11 protein-coding genes are annotated in these 15,125 nt (G+C 61.9%); 7 read left to right on the top strand and 4 right to left on the bottom strand.

The features are described 5' to 3' along the window. Window positions 1-18: 18 nt before the first annotated feature. The 3 genes from H585_RS0117965 to H585_RS0117955 form a co-directional block, all read right to left on the bottom strand. Entirely contained in the window at window positions 19-1,038 is a 1,020-nt protein-coding gene (locus H585_RS0117965; protein WP_244432622.1) for a DMT family transporter, read from the bottom strand. 196 nt (window positions 1,039-1,234) lie between these two features. Then, window positions 1,235-2,623, bottom strand: coding sequence for a glutamate--tRNA ligase (gltX, locus tag H585_RS0117960; RefSeq protein ID WP_027368837.1), 1,389 nt, complete (start codon window positions 2,621-2,623; stop codon window positions 1,235-1,237). Window positions 2,624-2,710: 87 nt separating this feature from the next. Beyond that, complete coding sequence (locus H585_RS0117955; protein ID WP_027368836.1) at window positions 2,711-2,932, bottom strand: NifU family protein; 222 nt, start codon at window positions 2,930-2,932, stop codon at window positions 2,711-2,713. A 337-nt stretch (window positions 2,933-3,269) separates the two neighbouring features. Here H585_RS0117955 and H585_RS0117950 point away from each other — a divergent pair, with 337 nt between their 5' ends. From H585_RS0117950 to H585_RS0117930, 5 genes are all read left to right on the top strand, one after another. Next, complete coding sequence (locus H585_RS0117950; protein ID WP_027368835.1) at window positions 3,270-3,824, top strand: periplasmic heavy metal sensor; 555 nt, start codon at window positions 3,270-3,272, stop codon at window positions 3,822-3,824. A 206-nt stretch (window positions 3,825-4,030) separates the two neighbouring features. Further along, window positions 4,031-5,791, top strand: a complete 1,761-nt coding sequence (locus H585_RS0117945; RefSeq protein WP_027368834.1) for a two-component system sensor histidine kinase NtrB — start codon at window positions 4,031-4,033, stop codon at window positions 5,789-5,791. 380 nt (window positions 5,792-6,171) lie between these two features. Then, the gene (locus H585_RS0117940; protein WP_027368833.1) at window positions 6,172-8,319 is read left to right on the top strand and encodes a response regulator; all 2,148 of its coding nucleotides are present in this window, start codon (window positions 6,172-6,174) and stop codon (window positions 8,317-8,319) included. 541 nt (window positions 8,320-8,860) lie between these two features. Beyond that, on the top strand, window positions 8,861-10,369 hold the full coding sequence (locus tag H585_RS0117935) for a hypothetical protein (protein WP_027368832.1): 1,509 nt from the start codon (window positions 8,861-8,863) through the stop codon (window positions 10,367-10,369). A 10-nt stretch (window positions 10,370-10,379) separates the two neighbouring features. Beyond that, window positions 10,380-11,093 (top strand): vWA domain-containing protein, encoded by a 714-nt coding sequence (locus tag H585_RS0117930; RefSeq protein ID WP_034628450.1) that lies wholly within the window; start codon window positions 10,380-10,382, stop codon window positions 11,091-11,093. Window positions 11,094-11,209: 116 nt separating this feature from the next. Here H585_RS0117930 and traF read toward each other — a convergent pair whose 3' ends face one another. After that, the gene (gene traF, locus H585_RS0117925; RefSeq protein WP_027368830.1) at window positions 11,210-12,766 is read right to left on the bottom strand and encodes a conjugal transfer protein TraF; all 1,557 of its coding nucleotides are present in this window, start codon (window positions 12,764-12,766) and stop codon (window positions 11,210-11,212) included. Window positions 12,767-13,123: 357 nt separating this feature from the next. Here traF and H585_RS0117920 point away from each other — a divergent pair, with 357 nt between their 5' ends. Next, on the top strand, window positions 13,124-14,557 hold the full coding sequence (locus tag H585_RS0117920) for a sigma-54-dependent transcriptional regulator (RefSeq protein ID WP_034628448.1): 1,434 nt from the start codon (window positions 13,124-13,126) through the stop codon (window positions 14,555-14,557). A 105-nt stretch (window positions 14,558-14,662) separates the two neighbouring features. Beyond that, window positions 14,663-15,118, top strand: a complete 456-nt coding sequence (locus H585_RS0117915; protein ID WP_027368828.1) for a hemerythrin domain-containing protein — start codon at window positions 14,663-14,665, stop codon at window positions 15,116-15,118. Window positions 15,119-15,125 lie beyond the last annotated feature (7 nt).

The raw sequence follows: 15,125 nt of genomic DNA, 5'->3' as shown, positions 1-15,125 counted from the left end.
CGTTACCGAATCACGAACTCAGGCAGGCTCATGCCGGACAGCGACAGGCCGACTTGTGGCGCGCACACCCAGAAACACGCCCCCCAGGGCCATGGCCGCCCCCAGGGCCTCGGCCGGGGTGGGCAGGCGCGACTCCACGAGATACGTCAGCACCAAACCGGATATGGGCCAGAAGACGATCATCTGCCCGGCCAGCGAGCCGGGCAGCAAGCCGCACGCCCGGTTCCACAGGATGCCGCCAAGCCAGGAGGAACCGATGCCGAGCACGAGGCTGGCCATAACGAACGGCAGAAGCGCGCGCCCGGCGATCTCGATCCCGGAGCCGGCCAACAGAGCCAGGGGCAGACAGGTCAGGGACATGAGGCCCAACAACAGGCCCAATGCGCAGGACCATTGCACGGGCGAGATGTGCGGATGGCTGCGCAGGAAGACGAGATTGTCCACGAAGTACCAGGTCAGCACGGCCAAGGAGGCCAGGGCTTCCAGCAGGCCCAGGGCCATGCCCCCTACCCTGCCGGCAGCGACAGTTCCGGATTCCACGGACAAGCCGTAGCGGTCGAGATTGACCACCAGCAGACCTATAAAGATAACCGAGAGGGGTGGCATAAGCCGGGTGAAGGGGAACTCGCGGCGGATGAGATTGCCGAACAGGGCCACGCAGACCGGCGTCGCGCCCATGAGCAGGGTTGGCACCGCCGGCCCGATCTCCTGAATCGAGGCCGTGAGCAGCAAGTAAGCCATGAAGAAGCCCGTAAAGGCCAGGCTGGCGGCGCGCAGCCATTCCCGACGGGTGAGTGGCGCGAACTGCTTGCGGTAGCGCATGAAAACCGCCGATGACACAAGGCCATAGACGAAATAGCGGCTAAGGGTGATCTCCAGCGGCGACCACTCCATCAGCAAGGAGGGAATGACGAAGGAGACGCCCCAGATGGCGGCCGCCGCGGCGGCGAGAGAAATGCCTGGAAGATGGGAGCCCTGATAGACCATGCGCGAATGCCCTCTGCTGATGAACCTGCGTACGCGTCGTTTGCGTGACACGTGCACGCCACGTGCTCGACGAGAAGGCGAATCCTGTACGCTGGTATGGTGGGGAAGCAAGCGGGTTTTTCAGCGGCCTGGATAGCGGGCCTCCAGCGTTGGTGTGACAGATAAAAAGTAAAAACCCCACCGGCTCTGACCCGGTGGGGTTTGTTCATTGCTTCAAGCCGCCAGGACTGACGGCGCTCGGCCTCGATTACAGCTTCAGGGCTTGCTCCAGCCTGTTCAGGACCTTGTCGCGGCCCAGGGCGGCGATGGTCTCGTGCAAGCCGGGCGAGGCGGTCTTGCCGGTCAAGGCCACGCGCAGGGGCTGGGCGATGTCTTTGAAGGAGACGCCCTTCTCGGCCACATAGGCGTTCAGCAGCTCTTCCACGGCGCTCTCGCTGAAGTCGGGCAAGCCGGCCAAGCCCTCGCGGATAGCGGCCAGGTGCGGCTTGGTTGCCTCGGTGATGAACTTTTGCACCGCGGCTTGGTCGTACTCCAGAGCGGCGTCGTCCAGCAGGAAGAACTCGGCCTTGTCGGCCATCTCCTTCAGGGTCTGGGCGCGGGGCTGAAACATGGGCACGATCCTGGCCACGTAGGCCGCGTCGGCCGCCAGGTTCTTGGCCGCGAAGAACGGCAACAGCAGTCCGGCCAGTCTCTCCGGCGCGGACTCCTTGATGTAGTGCGCGTTGAGGGCGTTGAGCTTCTTCTGATCGAAGACCGCAGGCGAAGAGCCAAGGTTGGCGGTCGTGAACAGCTCGACCATCTCCTGACGGGAGAAGATCTCCTTGTCGCCCAGGGACCAGCCCAAGCGCAGCAGGTAGTTGACCATGGCTTCGGGCAGGTAGCCCTCGTCCTGGTACTGCACCACGCTGGTCGCGCCGTGGCGCTTGGAGAGCTTCTTCTTGTCCGGGCCCAGGATCATGGGCACATGGCCGAACTCGGGCATCTCCGCCCCCAGGGCCTGGTAGATGAGAATCTGCTTGGGCGTGTTGGACACGTGGTCATCACCGCGGATGATGGTGGTCACGCCCATGGTGATGTCGTCGACAACCACGGCCACGTTGTAGATCGGCGAACCGTCGGATCGACGCAGCACGAGGTCGTCCAGTTCCTCATTAGGGAAGGCTATGTGGCCCTTGACCAGATCGGTCCAGCCAGTGGAGCCGACGAGCGGGGCCTTGAGGCGCACGCAACGGCCCGGTCCGGGGCCAAGGCCGCGTTCGCGGCAGGTGAGGTCGTACTTGGGCTTGCGACCCTCGGCGGTAGCCTTCTCGCGCATGGCGTCCACCTGCTGGGGCGTGCACGAACACCAGTAGGCATGACCCGAGGCGACCATGCGATCGATGTACTCGTTGTGCAGTTCCGCGCGCTGGCTCTGGTAGTGCAACTCGTCCCAGTCCAAGCCCAGCCAGGACATGCCGTCCAGGATGGCCTGCGTGGCCTCGGGCGTGGAGCGCTCGCGATCAGTATCTTCGATGCGCAGAATGAAGCGGCCTTGATTGTGCCTGGCCAGCAGCCAGTTGAATATCGCCGTGCGGGCGCCGCCCACGTGCAGGTAGCCCGTGGGGCTGGGCGCGAAGCGGGTGACCATGCGTTTCATGTCTACCTCTTACAAGATATCCGGGCGACCGGGCCATGAAAAAAGGCGGGCCGACCCGCCTTTATCAATCGTTCGGTCATGCCCGCGTCAAACGGACTCTACGGACGTGAGGCCAGGGATTTCCTTGAGGATGGTGCGCTCGATGCCATTCTTGAGGGTCATCCTGGACATGGTGCAGCACTGGCAAGCGCCACGCAGGCGGACCTTGACCACACCGGTGTCGGTAACCTCGACGAGCTCGACATCCCCGCCGTCGGCTCGCAGGACCGGACGGATCATGTCAAGGGCTGCCAGCACCCGTTCGCGCATCGTTGTATCCCTGAGCGTCATGTTGGGATTGCTGCTACTTCCTTTACCCCTGCTTGTCAATTTGATGATCGGGCGGTTACGGCCGCATGGCGCGGCAGGCCGAAGTGAGCATCCGCTAATAGAACAGTGCTGCACATGTGCAACATACCTTACACAATATCGGAGCACTTGCTGCACAAGGTGCAGTCTGTTGCACATAACTGGTCGTAACAAAGGCCTTGGGCTCGCACCATGAAGGCAACATACTGTATTAATTGAGTTTTAACTACTGGCACAGACTCTGCTCTATAGGCAGCAAGTCCGAATTGTAAAACCCCCTTGATATGGAGAGATACTCATGAATTGCAAGTCGCTGCGCATTTTCGCTCTCACAGGCATGGCTGTCCTGCTTTCCGCTTCGTTGGCTCTGGCCCAAACCGCTACGCACGATCACGGCTCCGCCACCGATGCTGGAAAGGCCCAGGTCCAGGCCCCGGCCCTGACGCCGGAGCAGCAGGCCAAGTTCGACAAGATCATGTCCGAGCACCAGAAGAAGACCCATGCCGTGCGCGAGGACATGTGGGCCAAACAGACCGAACTGAACGCTCTTTCCGCCAACCCGAACACCAAGCCCGAGCGCATCAGCCAACTCGTGGCCGAACTCAAGACTCTGCGTGCCAAGCAGTACGCCGAGCGCGAGGCCCTTAACGCGGCCCTCAAGAAGGAAGGCCTCCCGCAGATCGGCATGGGCATGGGCCGCATGGGTGGTTGCGGCATGATGGGCAGCCAGGGCATGATGGGCGGCAAAGGCATGAAGCACGGTATGGGCATGATGAACGGCAAGCAAATGATGCATGACCCCGCCGTCCTGGGCGGCCGCATGCAGAAGGCTCCCTCCGCCTCCGCCATATAGACAAGCCAGCGTCTCTGTGACAAAGCGCGCGGAGGGAGGACGGCCTCCTTCCGCGCCAACGCATTGCCGGCGCTCTCCGGCCAAGCGGAAAAGGGCCTGGATAAATAGAAAGATGTGATAGGCGGAAAGCCGCTAGCGCTTGGCCGTGACCAGTTCCGCCGCGAGGACAAGACCGCAGCCTACGCGCCAGGAAGAAAGAGGTGCCCATGGAGATCAGCGTCACCCAGAGCCGGAGACTGCCCCTGCTGGTGGCCATCGCAGCCACGGGCATCGTGGCCGCGAGTCTCATTCTGGCCACCTGGAACAGCGTGCGCCAGCAGCGAGAGCTGGTCATGCGGCACATGCTCCTCTCGGCCCAGGTAGTGTTGCGCTCCACGCAGGCCCATCTGCAAGGCTCCCTGCGCCGCATGGGGCCAGATTCCATGCGACGACGCGGCTTTCACGGATCCATGGACGAACCGCTTCCTTCCCTTACCGCTGATCTACTGACTGAATTGACCCAAGACAGCGATGTACGCTTTCTTGGCCTGCTCGATACAAGCGGCGACATTATCATCTCATCCTCACCTGAAGCCGGCAGGGCCTTTGCATTATCGGCCGAAGGATTGCGCGGGCTGCGCGAGACGGGTCTCTGGTACTCGTTGCAGGTGCAGAACGGCGAGCGCGTGCTGTATCTGGCACAACGTGCCAGACCAGCCGTGGCCCGTTTCTGCCAAGGCATGCAGGATCACGACCTGCCCGAGTCCCGAGGCTTTGAGCGTTCTCCTGACGGACAGCCCATGACCGGCGGGCGACGGCCTTCCGTGCTGTACCTGGTCATGGGCCTGGGCGTGGAGGAATACCTGGGCTTATACAACGAGTTCCAGCGCACGGCCATATACCAGACCGGTTTCATACTGGCCGCGGCTGCCGGATTCCTGGCCTTCTTCACCTATTATCTTCGCCGACGCGAGCAGTCTCGGGCTTATCAGGCCCTGCAGCGTTTCCACGCCCGCCTGCTGGACGACATGCCCGACGGCTTGTTGAGCCTCGACGGCCAGGGCGTCGTGCGCGCGGCCAACCCGGCGGCTCACGCCATTCTGGAGCGCGCGCCAGGCACGCTCGTGGGTTCAACTCTTGACTGGCTGCCCTTGGGGCAAGCGATCAATGAGGAAAACGGTGGCGAAGCCTGGGCCGAAACCGAACTGGGAAGCAAGCGCTTGGAAGTACTACGGCGGTCAGTGGGCGAAGCGGACGATGGCCCAGGTTCCAGCCTGGTGCTCGTGCGCGACCGCACGCGGCTCAAGGCCCTGGAACGCAGCCTGGCCGAGGCCGAGAAGCTGGCCGCCGTGGGTCGGCTGGCCGCCGGCGTGGCCCATGAGATACGCAATCCGCTCTCGGCCCTGCGCGGTTTCGCGCAATTCTTCCTCAAAAAACTGCAGGGCGTTCAGCCAGACGAGGAATACGCCCGGACCATGGTCCGAGAGGCCGACCGGCTGAACAAAGTCATTACCGACATGCTTTTCCTGGCCAGGCCCCAGAGCTTGACTCCCCAGGATGTGGATACGACGGCCCTGTTCGAGGATCTGCGACGACTGCTGGAGGGCGAGGCCGCGAAAGCCGGGGCCGAACTGCGTTTCGAAGCCCGCACGCCGAGCGTGCACGCCGATTCCGACGGCCTCAAGCAGGTTCTGCTCAACCTTATCATGAACAGCCTGGCCGCACTGCCCGCAACCGGAGGCCAGGTAACCGTAACTGCGGAGCCCGCCGGGAACGACATACTTCTATCCGTGGCCGACAACGGCCGCGGCTTCAGTCCCGATGCCCGTGAGCATGCCCTGGAGCCGTTCTTCACAACCCGCGCCCAAGGCACGGGCTTGGGATTGGCCATTGCCCACAAGCTCGTGCAGGATCACGGCGGCCATCTGGAGATCGAAAGCGAGGAAGGTCGAGGCGCTGTTGTGCGCGTCTTTCTGCCTCCGGCCTAATTTAGAGCATTTTGCTTTTGAAAATGCTCTGCAAGCCATGCGTCGGCATGGCTTGTCGCTAGCTTCGGCGTAGGCGCAATTCACTTGCGCCGTCAACGCCGGAGCGGGCGTCTTAAAAGCAATCTGCTCTAGACAACATCTTCCAGAACCGGATCTAAAACCTGCCTGGAATCGGCACAAAGCCAAGCTTCCTGCCGGGGCGAATGTGCCGAGAAGACGCAACCGCCTGGCGTCTTTCCGGTGCATAACCTGCGCGCGACCATTTTTCCTTGTGCTTTCCCAAAGCAGGGTCTACAAAGCCAATATACAGAACCCGCAAGGGTCCACATCGTTGAGCAGTTATCAAACACTGTCTTGACCTATAGCTGGCTTTGTAAACGATGCGCAAACTGCTGTCTCTTTCCATGTCCCTTGATGCGGGCATCCTGCGAGTCGTCCTGCTCTACTTTCTGCTGGCTGGAGCCTGGATTTTCGTTTCCGACAGCATACTCTCTCATTTATACGCGGACCATCCACCCCAGGGACTGCAAACGGTCAAGGGCCTGCTGTTCGTGGTCATCACCACTCTGGTGCTCTACAGGCTGGTATGCGGTTATAGGCGATCCATCGAGGAACAAGTCCGTGTTTACCAGGGCCTGTTTGGCAGCAATCTGAACCCAATGCTGCTGGTGGACCCGGGGACCTTGGCCATCGTGGAGGCCAATGCCAGCGCCCGAGACTTCTACGGCCGAAACGATATAGCCGGCAGCAAGCTCCTGGACCTGACCGTACCCAAAAATGGCCAGCCCCCATCCGAATTGGCCCTGTCCCATGCAAAGTCCGCACAGCGCATTATCTCGCGGCACATGGCCCGCGAGGGCGCTCCGCGCGACGTGGAAATCATCGCCAGCCCCATCCGCCTGTGCCGCAAGGATCTGCTGCACGTTATCGTGACGGACCTGACCGACTACCTGGAGAAGGAAGTCCGCTACCGCAAGCTGCACACCTTCCTGTGGAGCTTCCTGGATAACATTCCGTGCCCGTTGCACATCACCGACCTTGACGGCCGCCTAAGCCTGGTCAATCCAGATTGGGAATCGCTGATGGGCCAGCGCTATGTGGATGTGGTGGGCCGTCACGTGAGCGAGATTTTCGGTGAGGAGAAAGCTCGGTCTTTCCTCGAGTACATGCGGCAGGTTGCTGAATCTGGCAAGCCGCTGCGCATTGAAGACAAGCTTTATCTGGGCGGCGTCCTGCGCTGCTTCGACACCATCCTGTTTCCGGTTCTCAACGAGTCAGGTCTGGTGGAGGGTGTGGGCGGCTTCTCGCTGGACATCACCGAGCGCAAGAAAGCCGAACAAGAGCTTGTACAGGCCCGCCAGAAAGCCGAAGTTGCCGACAGGGCCAAGTCCCAGTTCCTGGCCAACATGAGCCACGAACTGCGCACGCCCCTGAACGGCATCGTGGGCATGATCGAGCTGCTGCTCATATCCCGCTCGGAACCGGAGGAGCGCAATTTTCTGGAGCTGGCTCGCGCCTCGGCCCATGATCTGCTAGGGCTCGTGAACGACCTGCTGGAGCTGTCCACCCTTGAGCGTAAGCGCTTCGAACCCATCAGTCGACCCTTCGGCCTGGCCGAAGCAGTGGATTCGGTCGCGCGCTTCTTCTCCGTGCGCGCGCGGCTCAAGGGCTTGGATTTCTCGGCCAGCGTGGACCCGGCCCTATCCGGCCAATTCCTGGGAGACGAATTGCGCCTCAAGCAAGTGCTCATCAACCTCCTGGACAACGCGGTCAAGTTCACGGAGTCGGGCTCGGTACGGTTGGAGGTGCGCCTGGCCGAGAAGGATAGACAGGACGGTGCGGCCTTGCCCGTCACATTCCTTGTTTCCGACACGGGCATCGGCATCCCCAATGACAAGCTGGCTGAGGTTTTCGAGGGCTTCAACCTGGGCGAGAACTATCTGACCAAGCGCTACGGAGGCGCAGGCTTGGGATTGGCCATAGCCAAGCACATCGTGAGCAAGCTGGGCGGGCGCATCGAGGCCGAGAGCTCCGTCGGCCGTGGCAGCCTGTTCCACTTCACGATCAGCTTGCCCCGCGCGATACAACCCGCAACCAAGAAGTCGACCAAACCACTGGGGTTGGCCATGCCCGAGAGGACCACGGTGCTGCATGCCGAGGACGAGGCCACCAACCGGCTCATGGTGCGCCATCTCCTGGAGCGCGAGGGTTTGCGCGTGCTGGAGGCCTGCGACGGCCAGGAAGCCTTGGATTTGCTGGCCAGAGAACATGTGGATCTGGTGCTCATGGACATCCAGATGCCGCTCATGGATGGACTGGAGGCCCTGAACCGCATTCGTTCCGGTCAGGCAGGAAACACCCCACGCGACCTGCCTGTGGTGGCGGTCACGGCCTATGCTCTGGAAGGAGACCGCAGCAACATCATGGATGCCGGCATGACCGGTTTCCTGCCCAAGCCCTTTGGCCGCGAAGAGTTGCTGCGCTCCGTGCGCGAGGCTTTAAAGGGCCGCGCCCTGGGCCAAAGTTAGAGCATCCAGCACAAGGAATGGGGCAGGTTTTGCCCTCCTCACCTGCCGGACCATTCTCGAATAAGACACGCCCAGGTCCGCGGTTCATTATAGCTTGCTATAAACCCTGCCTTTAAAGCCGCATCCATCTTCAATATGGTTTCTCGCAATAGGCGGTTTAGAGCATTTTGCTTTTGAAAATGCTCTGCGAGCCATGCGTCGGCATGGCTTGCCGCTACGTAGGCGCAGGCGCAATTCACTTGCGCCGTCAACGCCGGAGCGGGCGTCTTAAAAGCAATCTGCTCTAGTGAGCCTGCCAAAGCGCGTCATGACTTGGCTGCCACTGCGAGCACTTAATCATCGTAATTGATGTACCAAACGAATGTCTCCGCTGGAGCGTGAGCAATATTTGGTTCTTCTTGTTCCCATATTGGCAGAAGATCTTCCAGCATTGGTGGATTGGAAAACGCGTTCGGACCTGTAACTTATGGTTTACGAGGGAATTGCTGCAACCTGCCGTAACGGCATGGGTTTTGTAAGACACTTGTTGGAGGATGATAGCATGAACTTCCTGCAAGACTACACCGCCATAAGCCTGCTCGTCGGCGCGGCCCTGCTCATGGTCGCCCTGTATTTCGGACGGCACCCCGCCCAGCATGCCATTATCAGCGCCAGCCGCGTGGCGCACAATGCTTTGCGCCTGAGCGCACGCGCCGTGAAGTCCACGGAGGCCCTGCTGCGCCAGCGCAACCGCGATGTGCTCCTGGCACGGGGCGAGTTGGAGGCGGAAACCGAACTGGAGCGCGAGTTCCAGCGCATCCAGACCATCTTGTCTCGCGACTTGGCTGGATTTCCGGCTCTGCAACGCAAAATTGCGGACTTGGTCGAACGCGTGGACGTGGATTATCAGTCCACCGTTGATGTCCCGCCAGCTCCCACGGCCTGGATCAAGGCCGTGGAAACCGTTGCCGGACTAGAGGATTGCGCCAAGGACCGCATGGCCGGGAACGTGCTGGGCGAGATCCACAAGACCCTCAAGCGCCAGCAGAAGGAAGTCCTGGACGACTACCGCAAGCAGAGCGCACGCCGGCACGCCCTGTTGCACCGCATGGCTCCGCGCTGGCGGGAACTCTCGGGATACTTGCGTGACGTAGGCCGGACCGTGGCAGGTTTGCCCGAGCGGGCGGCCATGGCGGATCGCCGGATGGAAGAGTACGAGCAGATTCGCCGCCAGTCGGACAAGAGTCTGCACAAGCTGTCATCCTCAGCCATGACCCAGTTCTTCATTTCGCTCCTGGTGCTGCTCATCGCCATGGGCGGCGCGGTCATCAACTTCAATCTAATCGCCCTGCCCATGTCCGAGATGGTGGGCGGCGGCAGCTACCTTGGGCCGTTCAAGACCTCCAACGTCGCGGCCATGGTCATCATCCTCGTGGAAGCGGCCATGGGCCTGTTCCTCATGGAGGCCCTGCGCATCACCAGGCTTTTCCCGCTCATCACCATGATGGACGATCGCATGCGCAGGCGCCTAGGCTGGATCGCCTTCGCCCTCCTGCTGACTTTGGCCGGAGTGGAGTCGGCCCTGGCCTTCATGCGCGACCGCATCGCGGCGGATAACGAGGCTCTGCGCCAGACCCTGTCCGGCGCGGAACACCTGGTACGCACTGGCGCCTACGCCTGGATACCCACAGCGGGCCAGATGGTGCTCGGCTTCATCCTGCCCTTCGCCTTGACCTTCGTGGCCATTCCCCTGGAGTCGTTCATACACTCGGCCCGCACCGTGACAGGCATGATCCTGCTTGGCCTGGTGCAGATCACGGCCTGGCTGCTGCGGGTTCTGGGCAGCCTGTGCCTGACCCTGGGCAAGCTCACGGTTGCGTTGTACGACGTGCTCATCTTCTTCCCGCTCTGGATCGAATGCCGCCTGCTTGTGTGCAAGGAATCCAGATACGTACGAATTGAGCCGGCAGTCCCCGCATCTATCAGCGAGGGCGATGATCAGCATGACGTGTTTGAGACATGCGGCGCCCCAAGTCTGACCGACAGCGACGGCGCTACCAAATCGGCCTGAGAGGAACAGCATGCGCGCAATCATCCGCCCCCCCTTGTTCATGCGCCGCCTCGCCCGATTTGGCCTGAGGCCGATCCGACTTGCGGTATTGGCTGCAACGCTGTTGGCCGCCGTGGCTTTAACCGGCTGCCCTGACACCACCAGCCATGCCCAGGCTATCTACATGCTCCTGGACACCTCCGGCACTTATCAACAAGAGTTGGACAAGGCCCAGGCAATCGTCCACTGGCTGTTGGCCAGGCTGCAGCCGGGCGACTCGCTGGCCGTGGGTCGCATCGACACGGCCAGCTTCAGCGAAAAGGACCTGTTGGCCAAGGTGACCTTTGATAGCAGGCCCTCCACCGTCAACGACCAGAAGCGGGCTTTTCTGAGCGCCTTGCGCGCCGCCGTGGTCAACCTGAACGGGAGCCCGTACACGGACATCACCGGCGGAATACTTCAGGCCGCCGAGTTCATCGACGAAACCGGCGCGGGGCGCAAGACCATCCTCGTTTTCTCCGACATGCAGGAGGAGCTTAAGCCAGGCTATGAGCGCGACTTTCCTATGGATCTGGCTGGCATCCGCGTGGTGGCCCTCAATGTGACCAAGCTGCGCAACGATCAGATCGACCCGCGCAAGTACCAGCAGAGGCTGGAAGAGTGGCGTGCCCGTGTAGAGCAAGGCGGCGGCTCGTTCCTGGTAGTCAACGACCTGGAGAGATTGGAGCGCATCTTTGGAGAGTAGCCGTAGCGTGCAAGAATATAACTATGACAAGAGGCCCCGGAATCACTTCCGGGGCCTCTTGCATTGTGCGCTGTTCCGCCAGGCAGCCTAGCTACCCGAGCGAAGATGAAACGTGGTTAGAAGTCGATGCTCAGGCCGGCCACGAGCTGCATCTCCTTAGGGATGTCATTGCCGTCATATTCCATCGTCTTAGCAGAGAAAGCGCCGCCCACGTCCAGGCGTACGGCCCAGAGATTGAGGCCAAGGCCCGCGGTGTAGACTATGCCGATGTCGTCCTCGGCCAGGTTGGTGTAGAATCCACCGCGCAGGGCCAGGAAACGGAGGATGTCCCATTCGGCGCCCACGCGCACGAACTGCGTCTCATAGCCTTCCAGAGCGGTCTCGTTCTTGTTCAGGTCGATGTCGGCCTCTATGGTGAACGTCTCGAAGGGAATTAAAGCCAAACCAGCCGCGAATTGGGGTTTGACGGTCACGTCCTCGAACTGGACCACCGTGCCGTCCCTGCGGGTGATCTCCGGGCCCTTGAACTTGGGCGAGTTGAGATTGCGGCCCACGATGCCGGCCTGGAACCAGCGCACGCGGCCCATGACGCCCAGATCCACGCCGAAGTTCATGGACTCCTCGTAGCTCTCCTCCGCCTCCGAGAAGATCTCCTCGGTCTCCGAATCGAAAACACGCACCTCGGTGGCGTATACGCGGCCCATCATGGCCTTGATGTTGCCGCCCACGGAGATGTATTCGTTGAAGGCGTAGCCGAAGGATAGAGGGACCTCGGCCAGGCCGAAGCCCGACACGAGCACCGTGGTCTGGTTGTCATCAAGGCTTCCGCTTGAAGAACTGGTGGCCTGGGCAACGTCCTCCATGGTGGAGACCAGGGGAGCGATGTCTTGTTGCGTGATGCCCTGCTCCTGCGCCGCACTGTCGATGGCCGCAATGGCTGCGGGAGTGAAGCCTGCGTTTGTCAGAATGGTGACCTGATCCGCCGTAAGCAAGCTGACCTGCCCAGGGTCAGTGCTGTAGCCCGCGGAGTTCGCTGCGGACACGATCTGGCCACTCAGGTCGGTCATATCGGTGGCTTCGATGCCCAGGTTCGTCGTGTCGATATCGCCAAGCACATGCACGGCACCCTGGCCGTAACCGCGCACGCCAAGACAAAAGCTGCCGGCGCGCAGGGCCGTGCCACCGTTTACGCTGGCGGTCAGGCCGTTGCCAGGGTTCTCGAGGAGTTCCAGCTTGTTAGCCAGAAGAATGAGATCGTCCAGTTCGTCCTTGGTCTGCACGCCGTTCTCGATTTCATCAAGGTCGACGCCCGCGAGGTCGTTGATGATGTCGCCAAGGTCGTTATGCGCGCGTATGCCGCCGCCGGCAGAGACGACATCCCAGCCCCAGTCCTTGCGGCCGACGTTGTTGTTGTCGGAGGTCAGCCGCTTTTCCACGGTCTTCCCCTTCTTGTCCATCTCGCTGCCGACCATGCCGAAGAAGCCAAATGCCGCGGGGTTGTAATACTGGGCCGTGGTATCCGTCACCGAGGCCACATTGGCTCCGGCCATGCCCATGGCGCGCGGGCCTACGAAAAAGGTGTCCAAAGCCAGGGCCGTGCTGGGCAACGCAAGCACGCCCGAAAGTGCCGCGCCGACGGCCAACCGCAATGCACGAGAACTGATGCGATGCATGATCGACTCCATCCGTGGAGCAAGGGTGAAGGCACGAACCGATGCAACTCTGCTGTGCGCGCACATGGCACGGCCAGTGCGGCAAGCAGCATTCGCGCCCGTCATCTCGATGAAAGTGGTCTGTGTTACTTTAATCGACTGTTTGGAGATAAATCTTTACCTGCAATGTTTCAGCTAACGAAATGTTTTGTAATCAGTAGTAGCTTCAGAAGTGAGCGCCACGTCGCGCTAAATGGCGCTCGTCTGGTCATGATGCGTCGAGACCCGCAGCGGCGCTTGGCTGTTCCGTTTCGCGGGACAAGAGGGTAAACGAGGTAAGCGGCGGATGCTCCGCCGCAGTCAACGCGGAGAAAGGGCATGACGACTGCGCAAGGCGACGAGATCCAGGATGAACGAAGCGTCCTCGTGGTGGACGACGAACCGGGCCACAGGCTCATGGTCCGGGCCGTGCTGGAAGACAACGGCTGGCGCGTAGCCGAGGCGGCCGACGGCGGCTCGGCCCTGCGCATCCTGCGCTCCGGGCCCGCTCCCGATGTGGTGCTCCTGGACATGCGCCTGCCGGACATGGACGGACTGGCCATCCTGCGCTCTCTGCGCGAACTGAGGCCGGGCCTGCCCGTGGTGATGCTCACCGCCTTCGGCAGCGTGGGCTCGGCCGTGGAAGCCATGAAGAAAGGCGCTTACGACTACCTGACCAAACCTGCAGACAACGACGAGCTGGAAGCCGTGCTGGACAAGGCCTGGCAGTACGGCCAGCTGTTGCGCGAGAACGAGCGGCTGCGCGGGGAGATCCAGAGCGGGCCGGAGATCATCGGCCAAGGCCCGGCCATGCGCCGGCTGGAAGAGCTTATCGAGCAGGTGGCACCCAGCGAGGCCACGGTGCTCATCCTGGGTGAGTCGGGCACGGGCAAGGAACTCGTGGCCGAGCGGCTGCACGCCTTGAGCGGCCGCAAGAACGGCCCGCTGGTCAAGGTCAACTGCGCGGCCCTGCCCGCGGATTTACTGGAAAGCGAGCTGTTCGGCTACGTACGCGGCGCGTTCACCGGCGCGGTCAAGGACAAGCCGGGGCGCTTTCAACTAGCTCAAGGCGGCACGCTCTTCCTGGACGAAATCGGGGAGCTGCCCCTGCAGTTGCAGCCCAAGCTCCTGCGCGCCATCCAGGAACGCGTGGTGGAGCCCCTGGGCTCGGTGCGTTCCGTGGAGACGGATGTGCGCATCATCGCGGCCACCAATCGCGACCTGCGGCAGGAGGTGCGCGAGGGCCGCTTTCGCGAGGATCTCTTCTTTCGGCTCAATGTCCTGGAGCTGCGCATCCCCCCCCTGCGCGAGCGGCTGGAGGATCTGCCCATACTGACCAGCTATCTTTTGCGCAAGCTGGGCCGCAAGAACCGCAAGGAAGTGCGCACGGTCTCGCCCGATTTCCTGGAAGCGCTCTCCGGCCATGATTGGCCGGGCAACGTGCGCGAATTGGAGAATGTGCTGGAGCGAGCGCTCATCCTGGCCCGTGCCGACGTGCTCACGCCCGACCTGCTGCCGGCCCATGTGCGCGAGGCCAGCCTTGACCGCGAGGTCCTCGTGGAGCGCGAAACGCGTGCGCTCCAGGATTCGCCGGAACACTCTCCGGTACTCGCCGGACCGTTCGATTCATCCTTGGACGAAGCCGAGCGCCAAGCCCTGGTCCAGGCGCTGGAGGCGCATGACGGTCACCGCGAGCGCACCGCCGACGCCCTGGGCATCAGCCGGCGCACCCTGCAATACAAGCTCAAAAAGCACGGCCTGATCCGCCGCTAAAAACACTTCGACAGGCCCAAGGCCTTCCCTTCCTGCACAAGTCGGCTATGCTTGCGGCTCCGGACCGGATATGTCCGCGTCCGGCAAGCATCCGAGGAGGACGCAATGGACGCCGTCACGCTGCTCAAGCGCGAAGACGCCAAGCTGCTCAAGATACTGCGCAAGCTTGAGGACACCACATCAAGCGATCCCGCCGAACGTGAACTCCTGGTCAACCAAGCGCGCATCCAGATCCGCGCCGGCCAGCAAGCCGAGGAAGACATCCTGCTTCCGGAGCTGCGTTTTTACGGACGGCCCGAAGCCGCCGAGCGTACGGCGCAGGACGGCCGCGAGATACTGGACACGCTCGATGAGTTGCTCACTCAGCCGCCGCACAGGAGCGAATACCAGTTCATCATCGAGCGCCTGCACGGCCAGGTACTCCAACACCTTGAATGGAAGGAGCACGAGATGCTGCCCTGGCTCGGGCGGATCATAACGCCCGAGGAAGCCGAGACCCTGGGCGAGCGCCTGGAACGGACCATGTTCGATCTGCGCCGGCGCATGGCCCGCGAGGTGTAACGGCATA

This window comes from Desulfocurvibacter africanus subsp. africanus DSM 2603, assembly GCF_000422545.1.
GTDB classification, from domain to species: Bacteria; Desulfobacterota; Desulfovibrionia; order Desulfovibrionales; family Desulfovibrionaceae; genus Desulfocurvibacter; species Desulfocurvibacter africanus.
Note: the sequence above shows the minus strand (reverse complement) of the source record. Positions and strands in the feature narration are given on the sequence as shown.

Excerpts from the sequence above, each read along its gene's own strand:
- gltX (WP_027368837.1), bottom strand. The coding sequence starts at position 2,623 with ATGAAACGCATGGTCACCCGCTTCGCGCCCAGCCCCACGGGCTACCTG.
- H585_RS0117955 (WP_027368836.1), bottom strand. The coding sequence starts at position 2,932 with ATGCGCGAACGGGTGCTGGCAGCCCTTGACATGATCCGTCCGGTCCTG.
- H585_RS0117950 (WP_027368835.1), top strand. The coding sequence starts at position 3,270 with ATGAATTGCAAGTCGCTGCGCATTTTCGCTCTCACAGGCATGGCTGTC.
- H585_RS0117945 (WP_027368834.1), top strand. The coding sequence starts at position 4,031 with ATGGAGATCAGCGTCACCCAGAGCCGGAGACTGCCCCTGCTGGTGGCC.
- H585_RS0117940 (WP_027368833.1), top strand. The coding sequence starts at position 6,172 with ATGCGCAAACTGCTGTCTCTTTCCATGTCCCTTGATGCGGGCATCCTG.
- H585_RS0117935 (WP_027368832.1), top strand. The coding sequence starts at position 8,861 with ATGAACTTCCTGCAAGACTACACCGCCATAAGCCTGCTCGTCGGCGCG.
- H585_RS0117930 (WP_034628450.1), top strand. The coding sequence starts at position 10,380 with ATGCGCGCAATCATCCGCCCCCCCTTGTTCATGCGCCGCCTCGCCCGA.
- traF (WP_027368830.1), bottom strand. The coding sequence starts at position 12,766 with ATGCATCGCATCAGTTCTCGTGCATTGCGGTTGGCCGTCGGCGCGGCA.
- H585_RS0117920 (WP_034628448.1), top strand. The coding sequence starts at position 13,124 with ATGACGACTGCGCAAGGCGACGAGATCCAGGATGAACGAAGCGTCCTC.
- H585_RS0117915 (WP_027368828.1), top strand. The coding sequence starts at position 14,663 with ATGGACGCCGTCACGCTGCTCAAGCGCGAAGACGCCAAGCTGCTCAAG.